Annotated in this window: 16 protein-coding genes; 2 read left to right on the plus strand and 14 right to left on the minus strand. The window is 67.9% G+C overall.

The features are described from left to right. Positions 1 to 10: 10 nt before the first annotated feature. The 12 genes from fabZ to rpsB all read right to left on the minus strand — a co-directional run bounded on the left by fabZ (position 11) and on the right by rpsB (position 11,963). Complete coding sequence (fabZ, locus tag BM109_RS09225; RefSeq protein WP_057591688.1) at positions 11 to 463, minus strand: 3-hydroxyacyl-ACP dehydratase FabZ; 453 nt, start codon at positions 461 to 463, stop codon at positions 11 to 13. Positions 464 to 486: 23 nt separating this feature from the next. Next, complete coding sequence (gene lpxD, locus BM109_RS09230) at positions 487 to 1,464, minus strand: UDP-3-O-(3-hydroxymyristoyl)glucosamine N-acyltransferase (RefSeq protein WP_093342261.1); 978 nt, start codon at positions 1,462 to 1,464, stop codon at positions 487 to 489. Positions 1,465 to 1,478: 14 nt separating this feature from the next. Beyond that, on the minus strand, positions 1,479 to 2,042 hold the full coding sequence (locus BM109_RS09235; protein ID WP_093342263.1) for an OmpH/Skp family outer membrane protein: 564 nt from the start codon (positions 2,040 to 2,042) through the stop codon (positions 1,479 to 1,481). Further along, entirely contained in the window at positions 2,042 to 4,492 is a 2,451-nt protein-coding gene (gene bamA / locus BM109_RS09240; RefSeq protein WP_093342264.1) for an outer membrane protein assembly factor BamA, read from the minus strand. The genes BM109_RS09235 and bamA overlap by 1 nt, the downstream gene beginning before the upstream one ends. Positions 4,493 to 4,531: 39 nt before the next feature. Continuing rightward, a complete protein-coding gene (gene rseP / locus BM109_RS09245) occupies positions 4,532 to 5,962 on the minus strand; it encodes an RIP metalloprotease RseP (protein ID WP_093342265.1) in 1,431 nt (476 codons plus the stop codon). A gap of 39 nt (positions 5,963 to 6,001) precedes the next feature. After that, entirely contained in the window at positions 6,002 to 7,192 is a 1,191-nt protein-coding gene (gene ispC / locus BM109_RS09250) for a 1-deoxy-D-xylulose-5-phosphate reductoisomerase (protein ID WP_093342267.1), read from the minus strand. Next, positions 7,189 to 8,034 carry a phosphatidate cytidylyltransferase gene (locus tag BM109_RS09255; RefSeq protein WP_093342268.1) on the minus strand — a complete coding sequence of 282 codons (846 nt, stop codon included), beginning with the start codon at positions 8,032 to 8,034 and terminating at the stop codon, positions 7,189 to 7,191. Before BM109_RS09255 ends, ispC begins: the two co-directional genes overlap by 4 nt. Before the next feature lie 29 nt (positions 8,035 to 8,063). Beyond that, positions 8,064 to 8,801 carry a polyprenyl diphosphate synthase gene (gene uppS, locus BM109_RS09260; RefSeq protein WP_093342269.1) on the minus strand — a complete coding sequence of 246 codons (738 nt, stop codon included), beginning with the start codon at positions 8,799 to 8,801 and terminating at the stop codon, positions 8,064 to 8,066. An 8-nt stretch (positions 8,802 to 8,809) separates the two neighbouring features. After that, positions 8,810 to 9,370, minus strand: a complete 561-nt coding sequence (frr, locus tag BM109_RS09265; RefSeq protein ID WP_093342271.1) for a ribosome recycling factor — start codon at positions 9,368 to 9,370, stop codon at positions 8,810 to 8,812. Positions 9,371 to 9,382: 12 nt separating this feature from the next. Next, positions 9,383 to 10,105 carry a UMP kinase gene (gene pyrH / locus BM109_RS09270; protein WP_057591659.1) on the minus strand — a complete coding sequence of 241 codons (723 nt, stop codon included), beginning with the start codon at positions 10,103 to 10,105 and terminating at the stop codon, positions 9,383 to 9,385. Positions 10,106 to 10,207: 102 nt separating this feature from the next. Then, on the minus strand, positions 10,208 to 11,131 hold the full coding sequence (gene tsf / locus BM109_RS09275) for a translation elongation factor Ts (protein ID WP_093342272.1): 924 nt from the start codon (positions 11,129 to 11,131) through the stop codon (positions 10,208 to 10,210). Between the two features lie 79 nt (positions 11,132 to 11,210). Next, positions 11,211 to 11,963, minus strand: a complete 753-nt coding sequence (gene rpsB, locus BM109_RS09280) for a 30S ribosomal protein S2 (RefSeq protein ID WP_093342273.1) — start codon at positions 11,961 to 11,963, stop codon at positions 11,211 to 11,213. Positions 11,964 to 12,408: 445 nt separating this feature from the next. Between rpsB and BM109_RS09285 the strand changes: the two genes are divergently transcribed. Beyond that, a complete protein-coding gene (locus tag BM109_RS09285) occupies positions 12,409 to 13,662 on the plus strand; it encodes a D-amino acid dehydrogenase (protein ID WP_093342274.1) in 1,254 nt (417 codons plus the stop codon). 3 nt (positions 13,663 to 13,665) lie between these two features. Here the strand turns inward: BM109_RS09285 and BM109_RS09290 are convergent, their stop codons facing one another. Next, entirely contained in the window at positions 13,666 to 14,097 is a 432-nt protein-coding gene (locus BM109_RS09290) for a hypothetical protein (RefSeq protein ID WP_093342276.1), read from the minus strand. Between the two features lie 32 nt (positions 14,098 to 14,129). Here BM109_RS09290 and BM109_RS09295 point away from each other — a divergent pair, with 32 nt between their 5' ends. Beyond that, positions 14,130 to 15,599 carry an NAD(P)H-hydrate dehydratase gene (locus BM109_RS09295; RefSeq protein WP_093342277.1) on the plus strand — a complete coding sequence of 490 codons (1,470 nt, stop codon included), beginning with the start codon at positions 14,130 to 14,132 and terminating at the stop codon, positions 15,597 to 15,599. Positions 15,600 to 15,606: 7 nt separating this feature from the next. Here BM109_RS09295 and BM109_RS09300 read toward each other — a convergent pair whose 3' ends face one another. Next, a complete protein-coding gene (locus BM109_RS09300) occupies positions 15,607 to 16,368 on the minus strand; it encodes an SDR family oxidoreductase (RefSeq protein WP_093342279.1) in 762 nt (253 codons plus the stop codon). Positions 16,369 to 16,417: the final 49 nt, after the last annotated feature.

Consider the following 16,417-nt stretch of genomic DNA (forward strand, 5'->3'; position numbering starts at 1 on the left):
GCGCCGATCGTCAGGCGTTGATCTGGCGCATCGCGCACATCAGCGATGCCTCGCAGGCCAGCTCGCTGCCCACCAGCGCCCGGCCCTTGAACTTCGAGATGCCGGCCTTCATGCGCTCGATCTCGACCTCCAGCGTGAGCTGGTCGCCCGGCTCCACGGGGCGCTTGAAGCGCGCACCGTCGATCGCGGCGAAGTAGTAGACGGTGTTGTCGTCGGGCACGATGTCGAGCGAACGGAACGACAGCAGCGCCGCGGCCTGCGCCATGGCTTCGAGCATCAGCACGCCAGGCATCACCGGGCGGTGCGGGAAGTGGCCGTTGAAGAACGGCTCGTTCATGGTCACGTTCTTGAGCGCCGTGATGCGCTTGCCCTTCTCCATGTCCAGCACGCGGTCGACCAGCAGAAAAGGATAGCGGTGCGGCAGCAGCTTGAGGATTTGATGGATGTCGAGCGTCGTCGTCATGGTGGTCTGTTCCTGCATCGTCTTCATTGTTGGGAGGGAGCCTTCTCCAGCGCCTTCAGTCGTTCGCGCAGGCTGTGCAACTGCTTGAGCGTTGCAGCGTTCTTTTCCCAGGTCGCATTGTCATCGATGGGGAACATGCCGGTGTACTGGCCGGCCTTGCGGATGGAGCGTGTCACCACGGTGGCGGCGGACACGTGGACGTTGTCGGCCACGCTCAGGTGGCCCAGCACGATGGCGCCGCCGCCGAAGGTGCAGTTGGCGCCGATGGTCGCGCTGCCGGCCACGCCGACGCAGCCCGCCATCGCGGTGTTGCGGCCGACGCGCACGTTGTGGCCGATCTGGATCAGGTTGTCGAGCTTCACGCCGTCCTCGAGCACGGTGTCGTCGAGCGCACCGCGGTCGATGCAGGTATTGGCGCCGATCTCGACGTCGTTGCCGATGCGCACCGCACCGAGCTGCTCGATCTTGACCCAGCCCTCCTTGCTCGGCGCGAGGCCGAAGCCGTCGGCACCGATGACCACGCCCGGATGCAGCAGGCAGCGCTCGCCGATCGAGCAGTCCTCGCTCACGGTGACGCGCGACTTCAGCACCGTGCCGGCACCGATGCGCGCACCGCGCTCGATCACGCACAGCGCGCCGATGCGGGCCGTGGGATCGACCAGCGCTTCGGGATGAACCACGGCCGAGGGATGGATGCGCTCGGCCTCGGGCCGCGCATGGCTCGCTTTCCACAGCTGCGTGAGCCGCGCGAAGTACAGGTAGGGGTCGGGCGTGACGATGCAGGCGCCGCGCGCGGCCGCCGCATCGCTCATCGCGGGCGACACGATCACGCAGCCGGCCCTGGAGGCCGCGAGTTCCTGCTGGTATTTGGGATGGCTCAGGAAGCTGAGCGCATCGGGCTGTGCATTCTGGAGCGGGGACAAGCGCTCGATGGACAGCGTCGCATCGCCACGAAGCTCGCCCCCGAGGGCGTCAACGATGGCTCCTAGCTGCAGTGCCACGCCGGTACGCGGCGTTACTTGCCGCCCGTGGGCGAGGAAGCGGACGACGGCGTGCTCACCGAGGCGTTGAGCGCCTTGATCACCTTGTCGGTGATGTCGTGCTTCGGGTTGATGTAGATCGCTTCCTGCAGGATCGCATCGTACTTCTCGGCTTCGGCGACCTGCTTCACCACGCGGTTGGCGCGGTCGTAGACCTGCTGGAGCTCTTCGTTCTTGCGGGCGTTGAGGTCTTCCTGGAATTCGCGGCGGCGGCGCTGGAAGTCGCGGTCCTGCTCGATCAGCGTGCGCTGGCGTGCGTTGCGCTGGCTCTCGGGCAGGGCCGCGGCCTCGCGCTCGAACTTCTCGGACGCGGCCTTCAGGGCATCGCCCTGCGTGGTCAGGTCCTTCTCGCGCTTGAGGAACTCGGCCTCGAGCTTGGCCTGCGCCGCCTTCGCGGGCTGCGCCTCGCGCAGCACGCGGTCGGGATTGACGAAGCCGATACGAAATGTTTCCTGCGCCTGCGCCCATGCAGGCGCCGCGATCCATGTCATCGCGGGAATCAGCAACGCGCCTGCCGCGGCGCGAATCAAATGCGTCATTAGAAAGAAGTTCCGATCTGGAATTGCAGGCGCTGGATTCTATCCTTCGGGATCAGGATGACGCCCGTGTTCGGGTCCTGCACTTCCTTCTGCTGGCGCACCGGAACGGCGTAGGCGATCCGCAGCGGGCCGAGCGGGGAGATCCAGCTGATGCCGAGGCCGACCGACGCGCGGATCTTCTTCGAAGCCTTCCACTGCTCGTCGGTGAGGCCCGCCGAGCGCGAGCCGAACACGTTGCCGGCGTCGAAGAAGCCGTACAGGCGCAGCGTGCGGTCGTTGCCAGCGCCGGGGAACGGCGTGCTGAGTTCGGCGTTGAAGATGGCCTTCTTGGTACCGCCGAGCGCGGCGCCTTCGGTCTGGCCGAGCAGCGGCACGTCGCGCGGGCCGAGCGAGTTCTGCTCGAAGCCGCGCACCGAGCCCAGGCCACCGGCGTAGAAGTTCTTGAAGATCGGGTAGACCTTGCCGCCGAGCGCCTTGCCGTAGCCGACTTCGGAGTTGATCGCGAAGGTGTACTGCTTGTTGATCGGGAAGAACTGCTGGTACTGGTAGTTGGTCTTGAAGTACCGCATGTCGCCGCCGATGCCAACCTCGAGGTTGGCACGTTGCAGGCGGCCCTTGGTCGGGACCAGCGCGCTGTCGCGGTCGTCGCGCGCCCAGCCCACGGTCAGCGGGATGCCCCAGACGCTGTCGTTCGAGCAGCCGTCGATCACGTCGAAATTGAGGCCCGGCACGAGGCTGGGAATCGGACGCGTGGTGCAACCGAAGTAGTTGCGGTAGGAGTTCGGGGTCAGGAACGCGTAGGTGTTCTTGGCGTTGAAGGCATAGCGCTCCACGCCGATGCCGAAGAACACGGTGTCGAGTTCGCTGAACGGCACGCCGAAGCGGATCGAGGCGCCCTGGTTGACCAGTTGGTAGTCGCCGTCGACCGCCGTGTTGTACGGGCGGGTCGTGTTGTGATAGACGCTGATCGTGCGCGAGATGCCGTCCTTGGTGAAGTACGGATCGGTGGTGGTCACCGAGATCGTGCGGTTCGACTTGCTGGTGTTGACCTGCAGGCCCAGGTAGTTGCCCGAGCCGAACACGTTTTCCTGCTGGATGCCGAAGGTCAGCGAGACCCGCTCCGCGCTCGAGTAACCGGCGCCCAGCTGCAGCGAGCCGGTGGGCTTCTCGGCCACGGTGATCAGCAGGTCGACCTGGTCGGGCGAACCCGGCAGTTCCTGGGTTTCGACGTTCACCTCGGTGAAGTAGCCCAGGCGGTCCACGCGGTCGCGCGAGAGCTTGATCTTGTCACCGTCGTACCAGGAAGCCTCGTACTGGCGGAATTCGCGGCGGATCACTTCGTCGCGCGTGCGGGTGTTGCCGCCGACGTTCACGCGGCGCACGTAGACGCGGCGCGAGGGCTCGCCCTGCAGCACCAGCGTCACGCGGTTGTTGGTGCGGTCGATCTCGGGCTTGGCCTGCACGCGTGCGAAGGCGTAGCCAAAGGTGCCGAAGTAGTCGGTGAAGGCCTTGGTGGTCGCCGTGACCTGCTCGCCGTTGTAGGGCTCGCCCGGCTTGATCGTGACCAGGGTCTTGAATTCCTCGTCGCGGCCGAGGAAGTTGCCGTCGAGCTTGACGCCCGCGACGACGAACTTCTCGCCTTCGGTGATGTTCACCGTGACCGTCAGGTCCTGGCGGTCGGGCGAGATCGCGACCTGGGTCGAGTCGACGCGGAACTCGAGGTAGCCGCGCGTGATGTAGTAGCTCTTCAGCGTCTCGAGGTCGGCATTGAGCTTGGCGCGCGAGTACTGGTTCGACTTGGTGTACCAGCTGAGCCAGCCGCCACTGTCCTGGTCGAACAGGTCGAGCAGCGTGCTCTCGCTGAAGTCCTTGTTGCCGACGATGTGCACTTCGCGGATGCGTGCCGAATCGCCTTCGGTGACCGTGAAGGTCAGGTTCACGCGGTTGCGCTCGATCGGCGTGACGGTGGTCACGACCTGCGCGTTGTAGAGGCTGCGGCTCACGTACTGGCGCTTGAGCTCCTGCTCGGCGCGGTCGGCCAGGGCCTTGTCGTAGGGCCGGCCTTCGGTCAGGCCCACTTCGCGCAGCGCCTTCTGCAGCGCGGCCTTGTCGAATTCCTTGGTGCCGACGAAGTCGACGTCGGCGATGGTCGGGCGCTCCTCGACGATCACCACCAGCACATTGCCGTTGACGTCGATGCGCACGTCCTTGAACAACCCCAGATCGAACAGCGCGCGGATGGCGGCCGAACCGCGATCGTCGCTGTAGGTGTCGCCCACGCGCAGCGGCAGCGACGCGAAGATGGTTCCGGGCTCCACGCGTTGCAGGCCTTCAACGCGGATGTCGCGCACGGTGAAAGGCTCGACGGCCCAGGCTGCCGTGGCCGCGAGCGTGCTGGCCACCAGTGCGGCAACGCTACGCAGGCGAAAGCGACTGAAGTTTTTGTTCATCTGTGAATTGATCCGGCGCGGAAAGGGCCGGCAAGATAGTTAACCAAAGAGCCGCGATGTGTCGTTGAACAAGGCAATCGACATCATGACCAGGAGCAGGGCAACGCCACCGCGCCCAAGCCAGTCCATCCAGACGTCGGAGACGCTTTTACCGGTCAGGCCCTCCCAAAGATAATACATCAGGTGCCCCCCATCGAGGACCGGCAGCGGGAGCAGATTCAGCACGCCCAGGCTCACGCTGATGAGCGCGAGGAACACCAGGTACTGCGTGAAACCGAGGCTGGCGGACTTGCCGGCGTAGTCGGCAATGGTGATCGGGCCGCTGAGATTCTTGATTGAGGCCTGGCCGATGACCATCTTGGCCATCATGCGCACGGTCAGCGCCGAGACCTCCCAGGTGCGGACCACGCCGCGCCAGACGCCGTCGACCGGGCCCTGCCGCACGGTCACCATGTCGGGCGGCGCCCCCACGTAGGCGCCGATGCGGCCGACCTTCAGGCCGCCCTCGTCGCGCACCTCGGGCGTGACTTCGAGCGTCTGGACGCGGCCTTCGCGTTCGATCTGCCAGGGCAGCGCGAGCGCCTTGCCCTCCTTGACCGAAGCGCGGATCGCCTCGCGCAGCTGCTGGCCGTCGACGATGGCGGTGTCGCCGATGGCGCGCACCAGGTCGCCGCGACGCAGGCCCGAACGCTCGCCGGCGCCGCCGGCCATCACCTCGCCGATCTCGGGACGGGTCATGGGCGCGAGCACGCCGATCTTGCGGAACATCTGGGCGTCGGCGTCCTTGGCCTCGATGCGGCTCAGCGGCAGCACCAGCGTGCGGGCCGACTGGCCGCCCTGCCCCGCCACCTCGAGCGTCAGGTCGTGGCCGTCGAGCGCGCCGCGGGTCATGCGCCAGCGCAGGTCCTCGAAGGACTGGACCTCGGTCAGGTCGTCGCCCTCGAAGCCGGCACGGGCGATGTGCTCGCCGCCGCGCAGCCCGGCCTGCTCGGCCAGCGAAGCGGCCACCGGCCGCGCCAGAGTTGCGACCGGCTCCTGCACGCCGATCCAGTTCACAGCCGTGTAGAGCACCACCGCCATCAGCAGGTTGGCGATCGGACCGGCCGCGACGATGGCCGCGCGCGAACGCAGCGGCTGGGTGTTGAAGGCGCGATGCCGCTCCTCGGGCGCCACCGGGGCCTCGCGCTCGTCGAGCATCTGCACGTAGCCGCCGAAGGGAAACAGGCCGATGGCGAACTCGGTGTCCTGGCCCGGATGCTGGCGCCGCGGCTTCCAGGCGTAGACGGGCTTGCTGACGCGCCAGAGGATGCGGCCGAGCAGCGAGGGGCTGTCGGGGCTGCCGAACGGCAGCGTGGCCACGCCGAAGCGCTTGACCTTCACCCCGCAGGCGACCGCGACCCGGTAGTGGCCGTATTCATGAACGGTGATCAGCAGGCCGAGCGCGACGATGAATGCAACGAGGGTGAGCATCCGGAACCTTGCTTCTTGAAATCGGTGACGCGCGAGGCGTCAGGCGGAAAGGCGCAGCGCCGCGGCATTCGCGGCAGCGCGGGCGCTGGCGTCGATGGCCAGCAGATCGGCCAGCGACGCCGGCTTGGAGGGCGCGACCGCCTCCAAAGTTTCCATGTTGACCGCATGAATGCGATCGAAGCGCAGCCGGCGTGCCAGGAAGGCCTCGACCGCGACCTCGTTGGCGGCATTCAGCACGGCCGTGGTGCCGGGCACCGCGCGCAGCGCCTGCCAGGCCAGGTCCAGGCCCGGGAAGAGCGCCGCGTCGGGCGCATCGAAGCTCAGGTCGGCCAACTGGCGGAAATCCAGCCGCGCCGCCCCGCTCTCGATGCGCTCGGGCCAAGTCAGGCCGACGGCGATCGGCACCCGCATGTCGGGCGTGCCGAGCTGGGCGAGGATCGATGCGTCGGTGAACTGCACCATCGAATGCACCACGCTCTGGGGATGGATCACCACCTCGATCTGCTCGGGTGCCACGCCGAACAGGTGCCGCGCCTCGATCACCTCGAGGGCCTTGTTCATCATGGTGGCCGAGTCGACCGAGATCTTGCGCCCCATGACCCAGTTGGGATGGGCGCAGGCCTGCTCGGGCGTGACGCTGCCGAGGGTGTCGGGCGCACGGGTGCGGAACGGGCCGCCCGAGGCGGTGAGGATGATCTTGTCGATGCGCCGCGCCCAGGTGGCGGGATCCTCGGGCAGCGACTGGAAGATGGCCGAATGCTCGCTGTCGATCGGCAGCAGCGTCGCCCCGCCCTCGCGCACCGTGCGCATGAACAGGTCGCCGCCGACCACCAGCGCCTCCTTGTTGGCGAGCAGCAGGCGCTTGCCGGCGCGCGCGGCCGCCAGGCAGGGGCCGAGGCCCGCGGCGCCGACGATGGCCGCCATGACGGCATCGACCTCGTCGTGCGACGCTATCTCTTCGATAGCGCCGGCACCCGACAGGACCCGGGTCGGCAGATTGTTCTGCTGGAGCTTTTCGGCCAGCGCGGCCGCATGGGCCTCGCTCGCCATGACCGCGAAGCGCGGCGAGAAGCGCGCGCACTGCGCGAGCATCTCGTCGACCTTGGTGGCGGCCGAGAGCGCGAAGACCTCGAAGCGCTCGGGATGACGCGCGATGACGTCGAGCGTGCTGACGCCGACCGAACCGGTCGAGCCGAGCACCGTCACGCGTTGTCTGGGAGAAGTGTTCACAGAAAAGCCAGCATCATTGCAATGGGGAGCGTGGGCAAGAGGGCATCCACCCGATCGAGCACCCCGCCGTGGCCGGGCAGCAGCCGGCTGCTGTCCTTGGCGCCCGCGCTGCGCTTGATTAGAGATTCGACCAAGTCACCGACCACGCTCATCGCCGCCAGGAAGACCACGCCGAGCAGCAGCAGCCACCAGCCGCGCGTCGCCAGCCGGCTGTAGAGGCTGGCCACCGTGGCCTGCGCCGAGGCATCGGCCCAGACCCAGGCCAGCGCCAGCACCACCACGCCCGCCATGCCGCCCCAGACGCCTTCCCAGCTCTTGCCGGGACTGATCGCGGGCGCGAGCTTGCGCCGCGTGAACTTGAGGCCGAAGGCGCGGCCGGCGAAATAGGCGAAGACGTCGGCGACCCAGACCAGCACCAGGATCGAGAGCAGGAAGTTGATCCCGATCAGGCGTGCCTGCACCGCGGCCAGCCAGGCCACCCACAGCGCCAGCAGCCCGCCCACGAGGCGGATGCCGCGCGGCACCTTGGGCCAGCCCGGCACCGCGGCGCGCAGCAGCGCCGCGCCGCCGAGCACCCAGGCGGCGCTGGCGAGCGTCCACAGCAGCAGCAGCGGTCGCTCGAGCAGTCCGAGCCACCACGAGAGCGCGCACAACACCACCATCTCGAGGCCGAGGAACACGGACACCCGCTGGCCATAGCCGTTGAGGCGCCCCCACTCCCAGGCCGCGGCGCCGATCAGCACCAGCATCACGCAGCCGAAAGGAACGTAGGAAGGATAGAAAAGCGCCGGCAGAAGGATCGCCAGCAGGACGATCGCCGTGAGGATGCGTTGCTTGAGCATGCAGCGGGGTTCGTCCGGGAGAGAGAGGTTCAGGCCGTCTGGCGGGGTCTGGCGCTGGTCGTGACCTGCGCCGATGTCTTGCCGAAGCGGCGCTCGCGATTCTGGAATGCGGCGATGCCCTCGTCGAGCGCGGCCTCGTCGAACTCGGGCCAGAGCTTGTCGCTGAAGAACAGCTCGGCGTAGGCGCTCTGCCAGAGCAGGAAGTTCGACAGCCGCTGTTCGCCGCCGGTGCGGATGAACAGGTCGGGATCGGGCACGTGGGCGAGCGCCATCGCACGGTCGAGGTTGAGCTCGGTCAGCGGCTCGCCGCGCTCGGCCAGCTTGGCGGCGGCCTGGGCAATGTCCCAGCGGCCACCGTAGTTGAAGCACACGTTGAGCACCAGGCGCTCGTTCATCGCCGTGGCGTTCTCGGCGTCGATCAGCCCCTTCACCATCTTCGGCGACAGGCCGCCGCGCTCGCCGACGAAGCGCAGCTGCACGCCGTCGCGGCCGAGCTTGGGCACTTCGCGCGCCAGCGCGCCGACCATCAGGTCCATGAGGCCCGAGACCTCCTCGGGTGGGCGGTTCCAGTTCTCCGAGGAGAAGGCGAACACGGTCAGCACCCGCACGCCGCGGTCGACGCAGGCCTTGACGCAGCGGCGCAGCGACTCCACGCCCTGCTTGTGCCCTGCCACGCGGGGCAGGAAGCGCCGCGTGGCCCAGCGGCCATTGCCATCCATGACGATGGCGATGTGATGGGGAATGGTCTGCGGCTTGGAGGCGGCCATGGGCAGCCTCAAACGGCCATGATCTCCGCTTCCTTGGCCGCGATCAGGCGATCGATTTCCGCGATGTGGCGGTCGGTCACCTTCTGGATCTCGGCTTCGGCACGCTTCTGGTCGTCTTCCGAAGCCAGCTTGTCCTTGACCAGCTTCTTGACCGATTCGTTGGCATCGCGGCGCAGGTTGCGCGTCGCGACCTTGGCGCTTTCGCCTTCGTTGCGCACCAGCTTGGTCATCTCGCGGCGGCGCTCTTCGCTCATGGCCGGCAGCGGCACGCGGATCAGCTCGCCCATCGAGGCCGGGTTGAGACCCAGGTCGCTTTCGCGGATGGCCTTCTCGATCTTGGCGCCCATGCCCTTTTCCCAGGGCTGCACGCTCAGCGTGCGCGAGTCGAGCACCGACACGTTGGCCACCTGGCTCAGCGGCACCTGCGAACCGTAGTACTCGACATGGATCGAGTCGAGCAGCGCGGCGTTGGCACGGCCGGTGCGGATCTTGGTGAGGTTGTTCTGGAAGGCAGCGATCGACTGGTTCATCTTCGCGTCGGTCGTGCTGCGGATATCGGCAATGGTCATTCTCAAATACTCCTAGGCATGCACCAGCGTGCCCTCGTCCTCGCCCATGACGACGCGCTTGAGCGCGCCGTTCTTGAAGATCGAGAACACCTTGATCGGCAGCTTCTGGTCGCGGCACAGCGCGAAGGCTGCCGCGTCCATGATGCCGAGATTCTGCGCGATGGCCTGATCGAAGGTCAGGCTGGCGTAGCGCGTTGCATCGGGATGGGTCTTCGGGTCGGCGCTGTAGACGCCGTCGACCTTGGTCGCCTTGAGCACCAGCTCGGCGCCGATCTCGGCGCCACGCAGCGCCGCGGCGGTGTCGGTGGTGAAGAAGGGATTGCCGGTGCCCGCGGCGAACACCACGACCTTGCCTTCCTCGAGGTACTGCAGCGCCTTGGGCCGCACGTAGGGCTCGACCACCTGCTCGATGGCGATGGCGGACATCACGCGCGCCACCAGCCCCTGCTTGTTCATGGCATCGGCCAGCGCCAGCGAGTTCATCACCGTGGCCAGCATGCCCATATAGTCGGCCGTGGCACGGTCCATGCCGACCGAGCCGCCCGCGACGCCGCGGAAGATGTTGCCGCCGCCGATCACGACCGCCACCTCGACGCCCATGTTCACGACCTCGGCCACTTCCGCGACCATGCGAACGATGGTGGCGCGGTTGATGCCGAAGGCGTCGTCGCCCATCAGTGCCTCTCCCGACAGCTTCAACAAGATTCGCTTGTGGGCTGGGCGGGGATCAGACATGGGCAATTTCCTTTAAGAGTGAGCGGGGGCGAGTGTAGAGCTTGGCGGTGAAAAGGCGACAGCATGCACCTGCACGCTGTCGCCTTCTGGCGGGGGACGGTCTCAGGCGGCGGCCTTGGCGGCTGCGACCTGGGCCGCGACTTCGGCAGCGAAGTCGTCGACCTTCTTCTCGATGCCCTCGCCGACCACGTACAGGGTGAAGCCCTTGACGGTGGTGTTGACGGCCTTGAGCATCTGTTCGACGGTCTGCTTGTCGTTCTTCACGAACGGCTGGTTGTGCAGCGAGACTTCCTTGAGGAACTTCTGCACGCCGCCCTCGATGCGCTTGGCAACGATGTCGGCGGGTTGCGGCTTCTTGCCCTCGGCTTCGGCGGTCTTGCGGTCTTCTTCCGCCTTGCCCGCGGCCACGGCACGCTCCTTCTCGATCAGCTCGGCCGGCACGTCCGACGCGGCAACCGACACCGGCTTCATGGCGGCGATGTGCATCGCGACGTCCTTGGCGGCAGCGTCGTCACCTTCGAACTCGACCACCACGCCGATGCGCGTGCCGTGCAGGTACGAAGCCAGCTTGCCGTTGCCGGCGAAGCGCTTGAAGCGGCGGAAGCTCATGTTCTCGCCGATCTTGCCGACCAGGCCCTTGCGCACGTCCTCGAGCGTGGGGCCGAAGCCGTCCTGCTCGTAGGCCAGCGCGCCCAGCGCGGCGATGTCGGCCGGGTTGTTCTGCGCGACCAGCTTAGCGGCGGCATTGGCCAGCGCCAGGAAGCTGTCGTTCTTGGTGACGAAATCGGTTTCGCAATTGATCTCGATCATCGCGCCGGCGGCGTCGTCGACATAGGCAGCCACCACGCCTTCGGCGGTGATGCGGCTCGATGCCTTGCCGGCCTTGTTGCCGAGCTTGATGCGCAGCAGCTCTTCGGCCTTTTCCATGTTGCCGTCGGCCTCGGTCAGAGCCTTCTTGCACTCCATCATCGGCGCGTCGGTCTTGGCGCGCAGTTCGCCGACCATGCTTGCGGTGATTGCAACCATTGTTTCTCTCCGTATTCAGAAAATCAGATTAAAAAAAAGGGGCAACGAAGCCCCTTCTTCAGGCGCGGGGACGCGCAGCTCAGGCCGAAGCGCTTTCTTCGACTTCGACGAATTCGTCGCTACCCTCGGCGATGGCCTTGACCACGTCGCTGGTCGCGCTGTTGCGGCCTTCGATGATCGCGTCGGCGATGCCACGGGCGTACAGCGTGACAGCCTTCGACGAGTCGTCGTTGCCGGGGATCACGTAGTCGATGCCTTCGGGCGAGTGGTTGGAGTCCACCACGCCGATCAGCGGAATGCCGAGCTTCTTGGCTTCGGCCACGGCGATCTTGTGGAAGCCCACGTCGATCACGAAGATGGCGTCGGGCAGCGCAGCCATGTCCTGGATGCCGCCGATGTCCTTCTCGAGCTTCTCGATTTCACGGGTGAAGGTGAGCTGCTCTTTCTTGCTCAGGCTGTCGAGGCCGGCTTCCTGCTGGGCCTTCATGTCCTTCAGACGCTTGATCGAGGTCTTGACGGTCTTGAAGTTGGTCAGCATGCCGCCGAGCCAGCGGGTGTCGACGAAGGGCACGCCGGCGCGGCGGGCTTCGGCAGCGACGATTTCGCGCGCCTGGCGCTTCGTGCCGACCATCAGGATCGTGCCGCGATTGGCCGTCAGCTGCTTGGCGTACTTGGCCGCATCCTGGAACATCGGAAGCGACTTTTCCAGGTTGATGATGTGGATCTTGTTGCGATGACCGAAGATGAACGGGGCCATCTTGGGGTTCCAGAAGCGGGTTTGGTGACCGAAATGGACACCGGCTTCCAGCATTTCGCGCATGGTGACGGACATTGAAGTTACTCCGAAGGTTGGGTCTAAAATCCAGCCCGTTTTTGCACTCCGCTGGACACTGCATGCCGGCTTGGCCGGCAACGCTGCATCAGCGAGGTCGCAACACCTTGATTGGGCTGGTTTGCGAATGTGTTTCGTCGGTGTGGCGCTCCGTCTTGACAGATGAAGTACCGCGTGAGCGAAACCCAAAGAGTATAGCACGCACCTCGGACACCCCTGCCCCGCACGCCTTGCCAGATCCCGAAGCCCCACCTTCCAGCCGCCCGTCGGACGCCGTTCGACGGATGCGCGCCCTCGATGCCCCGCCGTGTACCCGGGGAACGCCCCGGGGCGCCAATGCTCTGGCATGCTGCGCTGCACGACGAGACGGCATGGCTGCTGCAAAAACAATAGCTAGGCACCTTCGTCAGATGGACGTCAGCACTCTTTTTTATCCTGAATCTCAATGAAAATCGCGATCGTGGGCGCCGGCATCATCGGTGTCACCACCGCCTGGGAGCTGGCGTCCGACGGCCATGAAGTGACCGTTTTCGAACGCCGGGGCGCCGCCGCCGAGGAAGCCAGCTTCGCCAACGCCGGCGTGGTGGCGCCCGGCTACGTCACGCCCTGGGCAGCGCCCGGCATGCGCCTGAAGGTGCTGCGCTCGCTGCTGTCCTCGCACGGCGCCATCAAGCTGCGCTGGCCGCTGTCCTCGCGCGACCTCGGCTGGATGTCGCGCTGGCAGAAGGCCTGCAAGCTCGAAACCTACCTCGCGAACCGCGCGCGCATGCAGCGCCTGGCCTTCTACAGCCGCACCCGGCTGCACGAGGTGAGCGAGGCCCGCGAACTCAGCTACGAGCGCAGCGACGGCTACCTGGTGCTGCTGCGCTCCAAGCGCGAGCGCAAGCTGGTCCAGCCCGGCCTCGAGGTGCTGCGCAGCGCGGGCAGCGTGTTCCGCGAGGTCGATGCCGACGAGGCCCGGCTGATCGAGCCCGCCCTCAATCCCGACACGCCACTGGCCGGCGCCATCCACCTGCCCGAGGACGAGGTCGCCAACTGCCGCCAGTTCGCGCTGCTGCTCAAGTGGGAGGCCGAGTCGCTCGGCGCGCAGTTCCACTTCAACTGCGACATCGCGCCGCTGAGCCGCGCCGCGCCCACCTCGCTGTCGCTGGCCAGCGGTTCCGATGCGCTGCACTTCGATGCCGTGGTGGTCTGCGCCGGGCTCGGCTCGGCCTCGCTGCTGCGCCCGCTCGGCCTGCGGATCCCGATGGCGCCGGTCTACGGGCATTCGGTGAGCGCGCCGGTGCGCGAGCCGCTCAACGCGCCGCGCAGCGCGATCATGGACGAACGCTACAAGGTCGCGATCTCGCGCCTCGGCCAGCGCGTGCGCGTGGCCGGCAGCGCCGAGATCGGCGGCTCGGCCGACACCTTGAGCCAGCCCGCGATCCTCACGCTCTACAAGGTGCTGCAGGACTGGTTCCCGGGCGCGGCGACCCTGCAGTCGGGCGTGCAGCAGTGGAAAGGCGCACGGCCGATGCTGCCCGACGGGCCGCCGGTGCTCGGCGCGAGCGGCATCCCGGGGGTGTGGCTCAACCTCGGCCATGGCTCCAGCGGCTGGGCGCTGTCGTGCGGCAGCGCGCGCGTGGTGGCCGACCTGATCGCCGGGCAGGACCCCGGCGTGGACCTTGAGGGCCTGGGCGTCGAACGGCTCGGGTCCTGAGATTCAGGCCTCGTCCTTCGGGCCCCACTGGCGCGGGTGAGTAGCCGGCCGCTCGACCGGCAGCGGCGGCGGCTCCGGCGACCGCATACGCCGGGCCAGCCAGGACAGCAACGCGGGCGCGACCAGCACGCACACGGCCAGGCACAGCAGGTCCGCCGCCATCAGCAGCCAGCGCCACACACCCGCGGCGCCATCGATCATGGGATCGAGCCAGCGGATCAGCCCGAAGCCCCAGCCCACGCTCGCGGCCCAGGCCAGGTCGCGCAGCGGCACCCATCGCAGCGATTCGGCCAGCAGGAACACAGCCCAGACGATGGCCAGCCACCCCAGCGCCCAAGCCAGTCCTTCGCTCAACGCCATGCTGGTGACAACGAAGGCCACGAACCACGCAAGCAGCAGCACGATCAGCCAGCCGAGGAGCCCGAGACGTTTCATCGCGCGATCATAGGCAGGGGCAGAATCGCCCGATGCACCGCATCACCTCCGCCACCGCAGCCGACCTGTTCGACCTTGCTGCCACGCGCCGCATCGAACAGGCCGCCGCGGCCGCCCTGCCCGCTCACGCGCTGATGCAGCGCGCCGGGCTGGCGGTGGCACGGCTCGCAATGGCGATCGCGCCGCACGCCCGCACCGTCTGGGTGGCCTGCGGGCCGGGCAACAACGGCGGTGACGGCTTCGAGGCGGCCGCGCAGTTGCGGCAGCGCGGGGTCGAGGTCGTCGTCAGCTTCGCGGGCGACGAGGCCCGCCTGCCGGCCGACGCGAAAGCCTCGCTGCAGCGGGCTCGCGATGCGGGCGTGACCTTCGCCCCGGAGCCGCCCGCGCGCTACGAGCTCGCGATCGACGCACTGCTCGGCATCGGCGCCACCCGCCCGCCTCAAGGCGCGATGGCCGAGTGGCTGCGCTGCATGCATGGCGAGGCGCATCCCGTGCTCGCGGTGGACGTGCCATCGGGCCTGAATGCGGACACCGGCACGCTTTCGCACGGCGACGATCTTCTGGCACAAAGCGCGGCATCGCGGCGCATCTGCCTGAGCCTGCTGACCCTGAAGCCCGGTCTCTTCACCGCCCAGGGCCGCGACGCGGCCGGCGAGATCTGGTTCGACGACCTCGGCTGCGGAGCGACGAGCGAACCGCCCGTGGCGCGCCTGCCGGGCGCCCCATCGCTCGCCCCGCGCGCCCACGCCTCCCACAAGGGCAGCTACGGCGACGTGGCCGTGATCGGCGGCGCATCGGGCATGGCCGGCGCGGCATTGCTGGCCGGTTCTGCCGCGCTGCATGCGGGCGCGGGCCGCACCTTCGTCGGCCTGCTCGATCCGGGCGCGGCGCCGGTCGACCTCGCGCAACCCGAACTGATGCTGCGCGACGCCCGTTCGCTCGATCTCTCGGCGATGGCCGTGGTCTGCGGCTGTGGCGGCGGCACCGCGGTGCGCGAGCTGCTGCCGCGCGTGCTGTCGACCGCCCGCGCGCTGGTGCTCGATGCCGATGCGCTCAACGCGATCGCGAGCGACGAAGGTCTGCAGACTCAGTTGAAGGCGCGCACGAAACGCGGTCGGCCCACGGTGCTCACGCCGCATCCGCTCGAGGCGGCGCGCCTGCTCGGCGGCACGGCCGGCGAGGTGCAGGCCGACCGCCTGGCGGCCGCGCGCCGGCTGGCGACGCAGACGGGCGCCGTCGTGGTGCTCAAGGGATCGGGAACGATCGTCGCCGACGACGCGGGCACGGTGCCCGTCCTCAATCCGACCGGCAACGCCCGCCTCGCGAGCGCCGGCACCGGCGACGTGCTCGCCGGCATGGTCGGGGCGGGACTGGCGGCGGGCCGCGGCGCCTTCGACGCCGCCTGGGAAGCGGCCTGGCATCACGGCCACCTGGCCGACAGTTGGCCGGCCGACGCGCCGCCGCTGACGGCCGGCGCGCTCGCGCGCCAGTCCTCCCGCTGACGGGCTTCTAGCCGCGGCCGACGAAGGGCATCTTCGTCGCCATCACCGTGTGGAACAGCACGTTGGCCTCGAGCGGCAGGTTCGCCATGTAGAGCACCGACTGGCCGACGATCTTCACGTCGATCAGCGGCTCCACCGCGAGCTCGCCATTGGCCTGCGGCACGCCCTTGGCCATGCGCGCGGCCAGCTCCGTCATGGCATTGCCAACGTCGATCTGGCCCACCGCGATGTCGTGCTTGCGCCCGTCGAGCGACGCCGTCTTGGTCAGGCCCTCGACCGCATGCTTGGTCGCCGTGTAGGCGGCCGAGTTCGGCCGTGGCGCGGTGGCCGAGATCGAGCCGTTGTTGATGATGCGGCCGCCCTTCGGCGTCTGCGCCTTCATCGTGCGGAAGGCCTGCTGGATGCAGAAGAACATCCCGTTGAGGTTGATGTCGACCACGCCGCGCCATTGCTCGGGCGTCCAGTCCTCGAAGGAACCGGGCGGGTTGCCGACGCCCGCGTTGTTGAACAGCAGGTCGACGCGACCGAAGCGCTCGACGGTGGCGCCGAACAGCGCCTGCACCGACTCGGCGCTGGCCACGTCGGTGGGCACCGCGAAGGCGCGCGCACCCGCGCCCGATTCCTCGGCCACCTGCTCGAGCGGCTCGAGGCGGCGGCCCGCCAGGGCCACGCTCCAGCCGTCGCCCAAAAGGGCCAGCGCCGCGGCGCGGCCGATGCCGGTGCCGGCCCCCGTGACGATCGCGATGCCCTTGTTCTTCTCTGTACTCATGCCCGTTGTCTCCTTCTCGGCGTGTTCATGGATTCGAATGGAATGGATG

This window comes from Variovorax sp. PDC80 (assembly GCF_900115375.1).
GTDB lineage: Bacteria > Pseudomonadota > Gammaproteobacteria > Burkholderiales > Burkholderiaceae_C > Variovorax.

Excerpts from the sequence above, each read along its gene's own strand:
- fabZ (WP_057591688.1), bottom strand. The coding sequence starts at position 463 with ATGACGACGACGCTCGACATCCATCAAATCCTCAAGCTGCTGCCGCAC.
- BM109_RS09235 (WP_093342263.1), bottom strand. The coding sequence starts at position 2,042 with ATGACGCATTTGATTCGCGCCGCGGCAGGCGCGTTGCTGATTCCCGCG.
- bamA (WP_093342264.1), bottom strand. The coding sequence starts at position 4,492 with ATGAACAAAAACTTCAGTCGCTTTCGCCTGCGTAGCGTTGCCGCACTG.
- rseP (WP_093342265.1), bottom strand. The coding sequence starts at position 5,962 with ATGCTCACCCTCGTTGCATTCATCGTCGCGCTCGGCCTGCTGATCACC.
- BM109_RS09255 (WP_093342268.1), bottom strand. The coding sequence starts at position 8,034 with ATGCTCAAGCAACGCATCCTCACGGCGATCGTCCTGCTGGCGATCCTT.
- uppS (WP_093342269.1), bottom strand. The coding sequence starts at position 8,801 with ATGGCCGCCTCCAAGCCGCAGACCATTCCCCATCACATCGCCATCGTC.
- frr (WP_093342271.1), bottom strand. The coding sequence starts at position 9,370 with ATGACCATTGCCGATATCCGCAGCACGACCGACGCGAAGATGAACCAG.
- pyrH (WP_057591659.1), bottom strand. The coding sequence starts at position 10,105 with ATGTCTGATCCCCGCCCAGCCCACAAGCGAATCTTGTTGAAGCTGTCG.
- tsf (WP_093342272.1), bottom strand. The coding sequence starts at position 11,131 with ATGGTTGCAATCACCGCAAGCATGGTCGGCGAACTGCGCGCCAAGACC.
- rpsB (WP_093342273.1), bottom strand. The coding sequence starts at position 11,963 with ATGTCCGTCACCATGCGCGAAATGCTGGAAGCCGGTGTCCATTTCGGT.
- BM109_RS09285 (WP_093342274.1), top strand. The coding sequence starts at position 12,409 with ATGAAAATCGCGATCGTGGGCGCCGGCATCATCGGTGTCACCACCGCC.
- BM109_RS09290 (WP_093342276.1), bottom strand. The coding sequence starts at position 14,097 with ATGAAACGTCTCGGGCTCCTCGGCTGGCTGATCGTGCTGCTGCTTGCG.
- BM109_RS09295 (WP_093342277.1), top strand. The coding sequence starts at position 14,130 with ATGCACCGCATCACCTCCGCCACCGCAGCCGACCTGTTCGACCTTGCT.
- BM109_RS09300 (WP_093342279.1), bottom strand. The coding sequence starts at position 16,368 with ATGAGTACAGAGAAGAACAAGGGCATCGCGATCGTCACGGGGGCCGGC.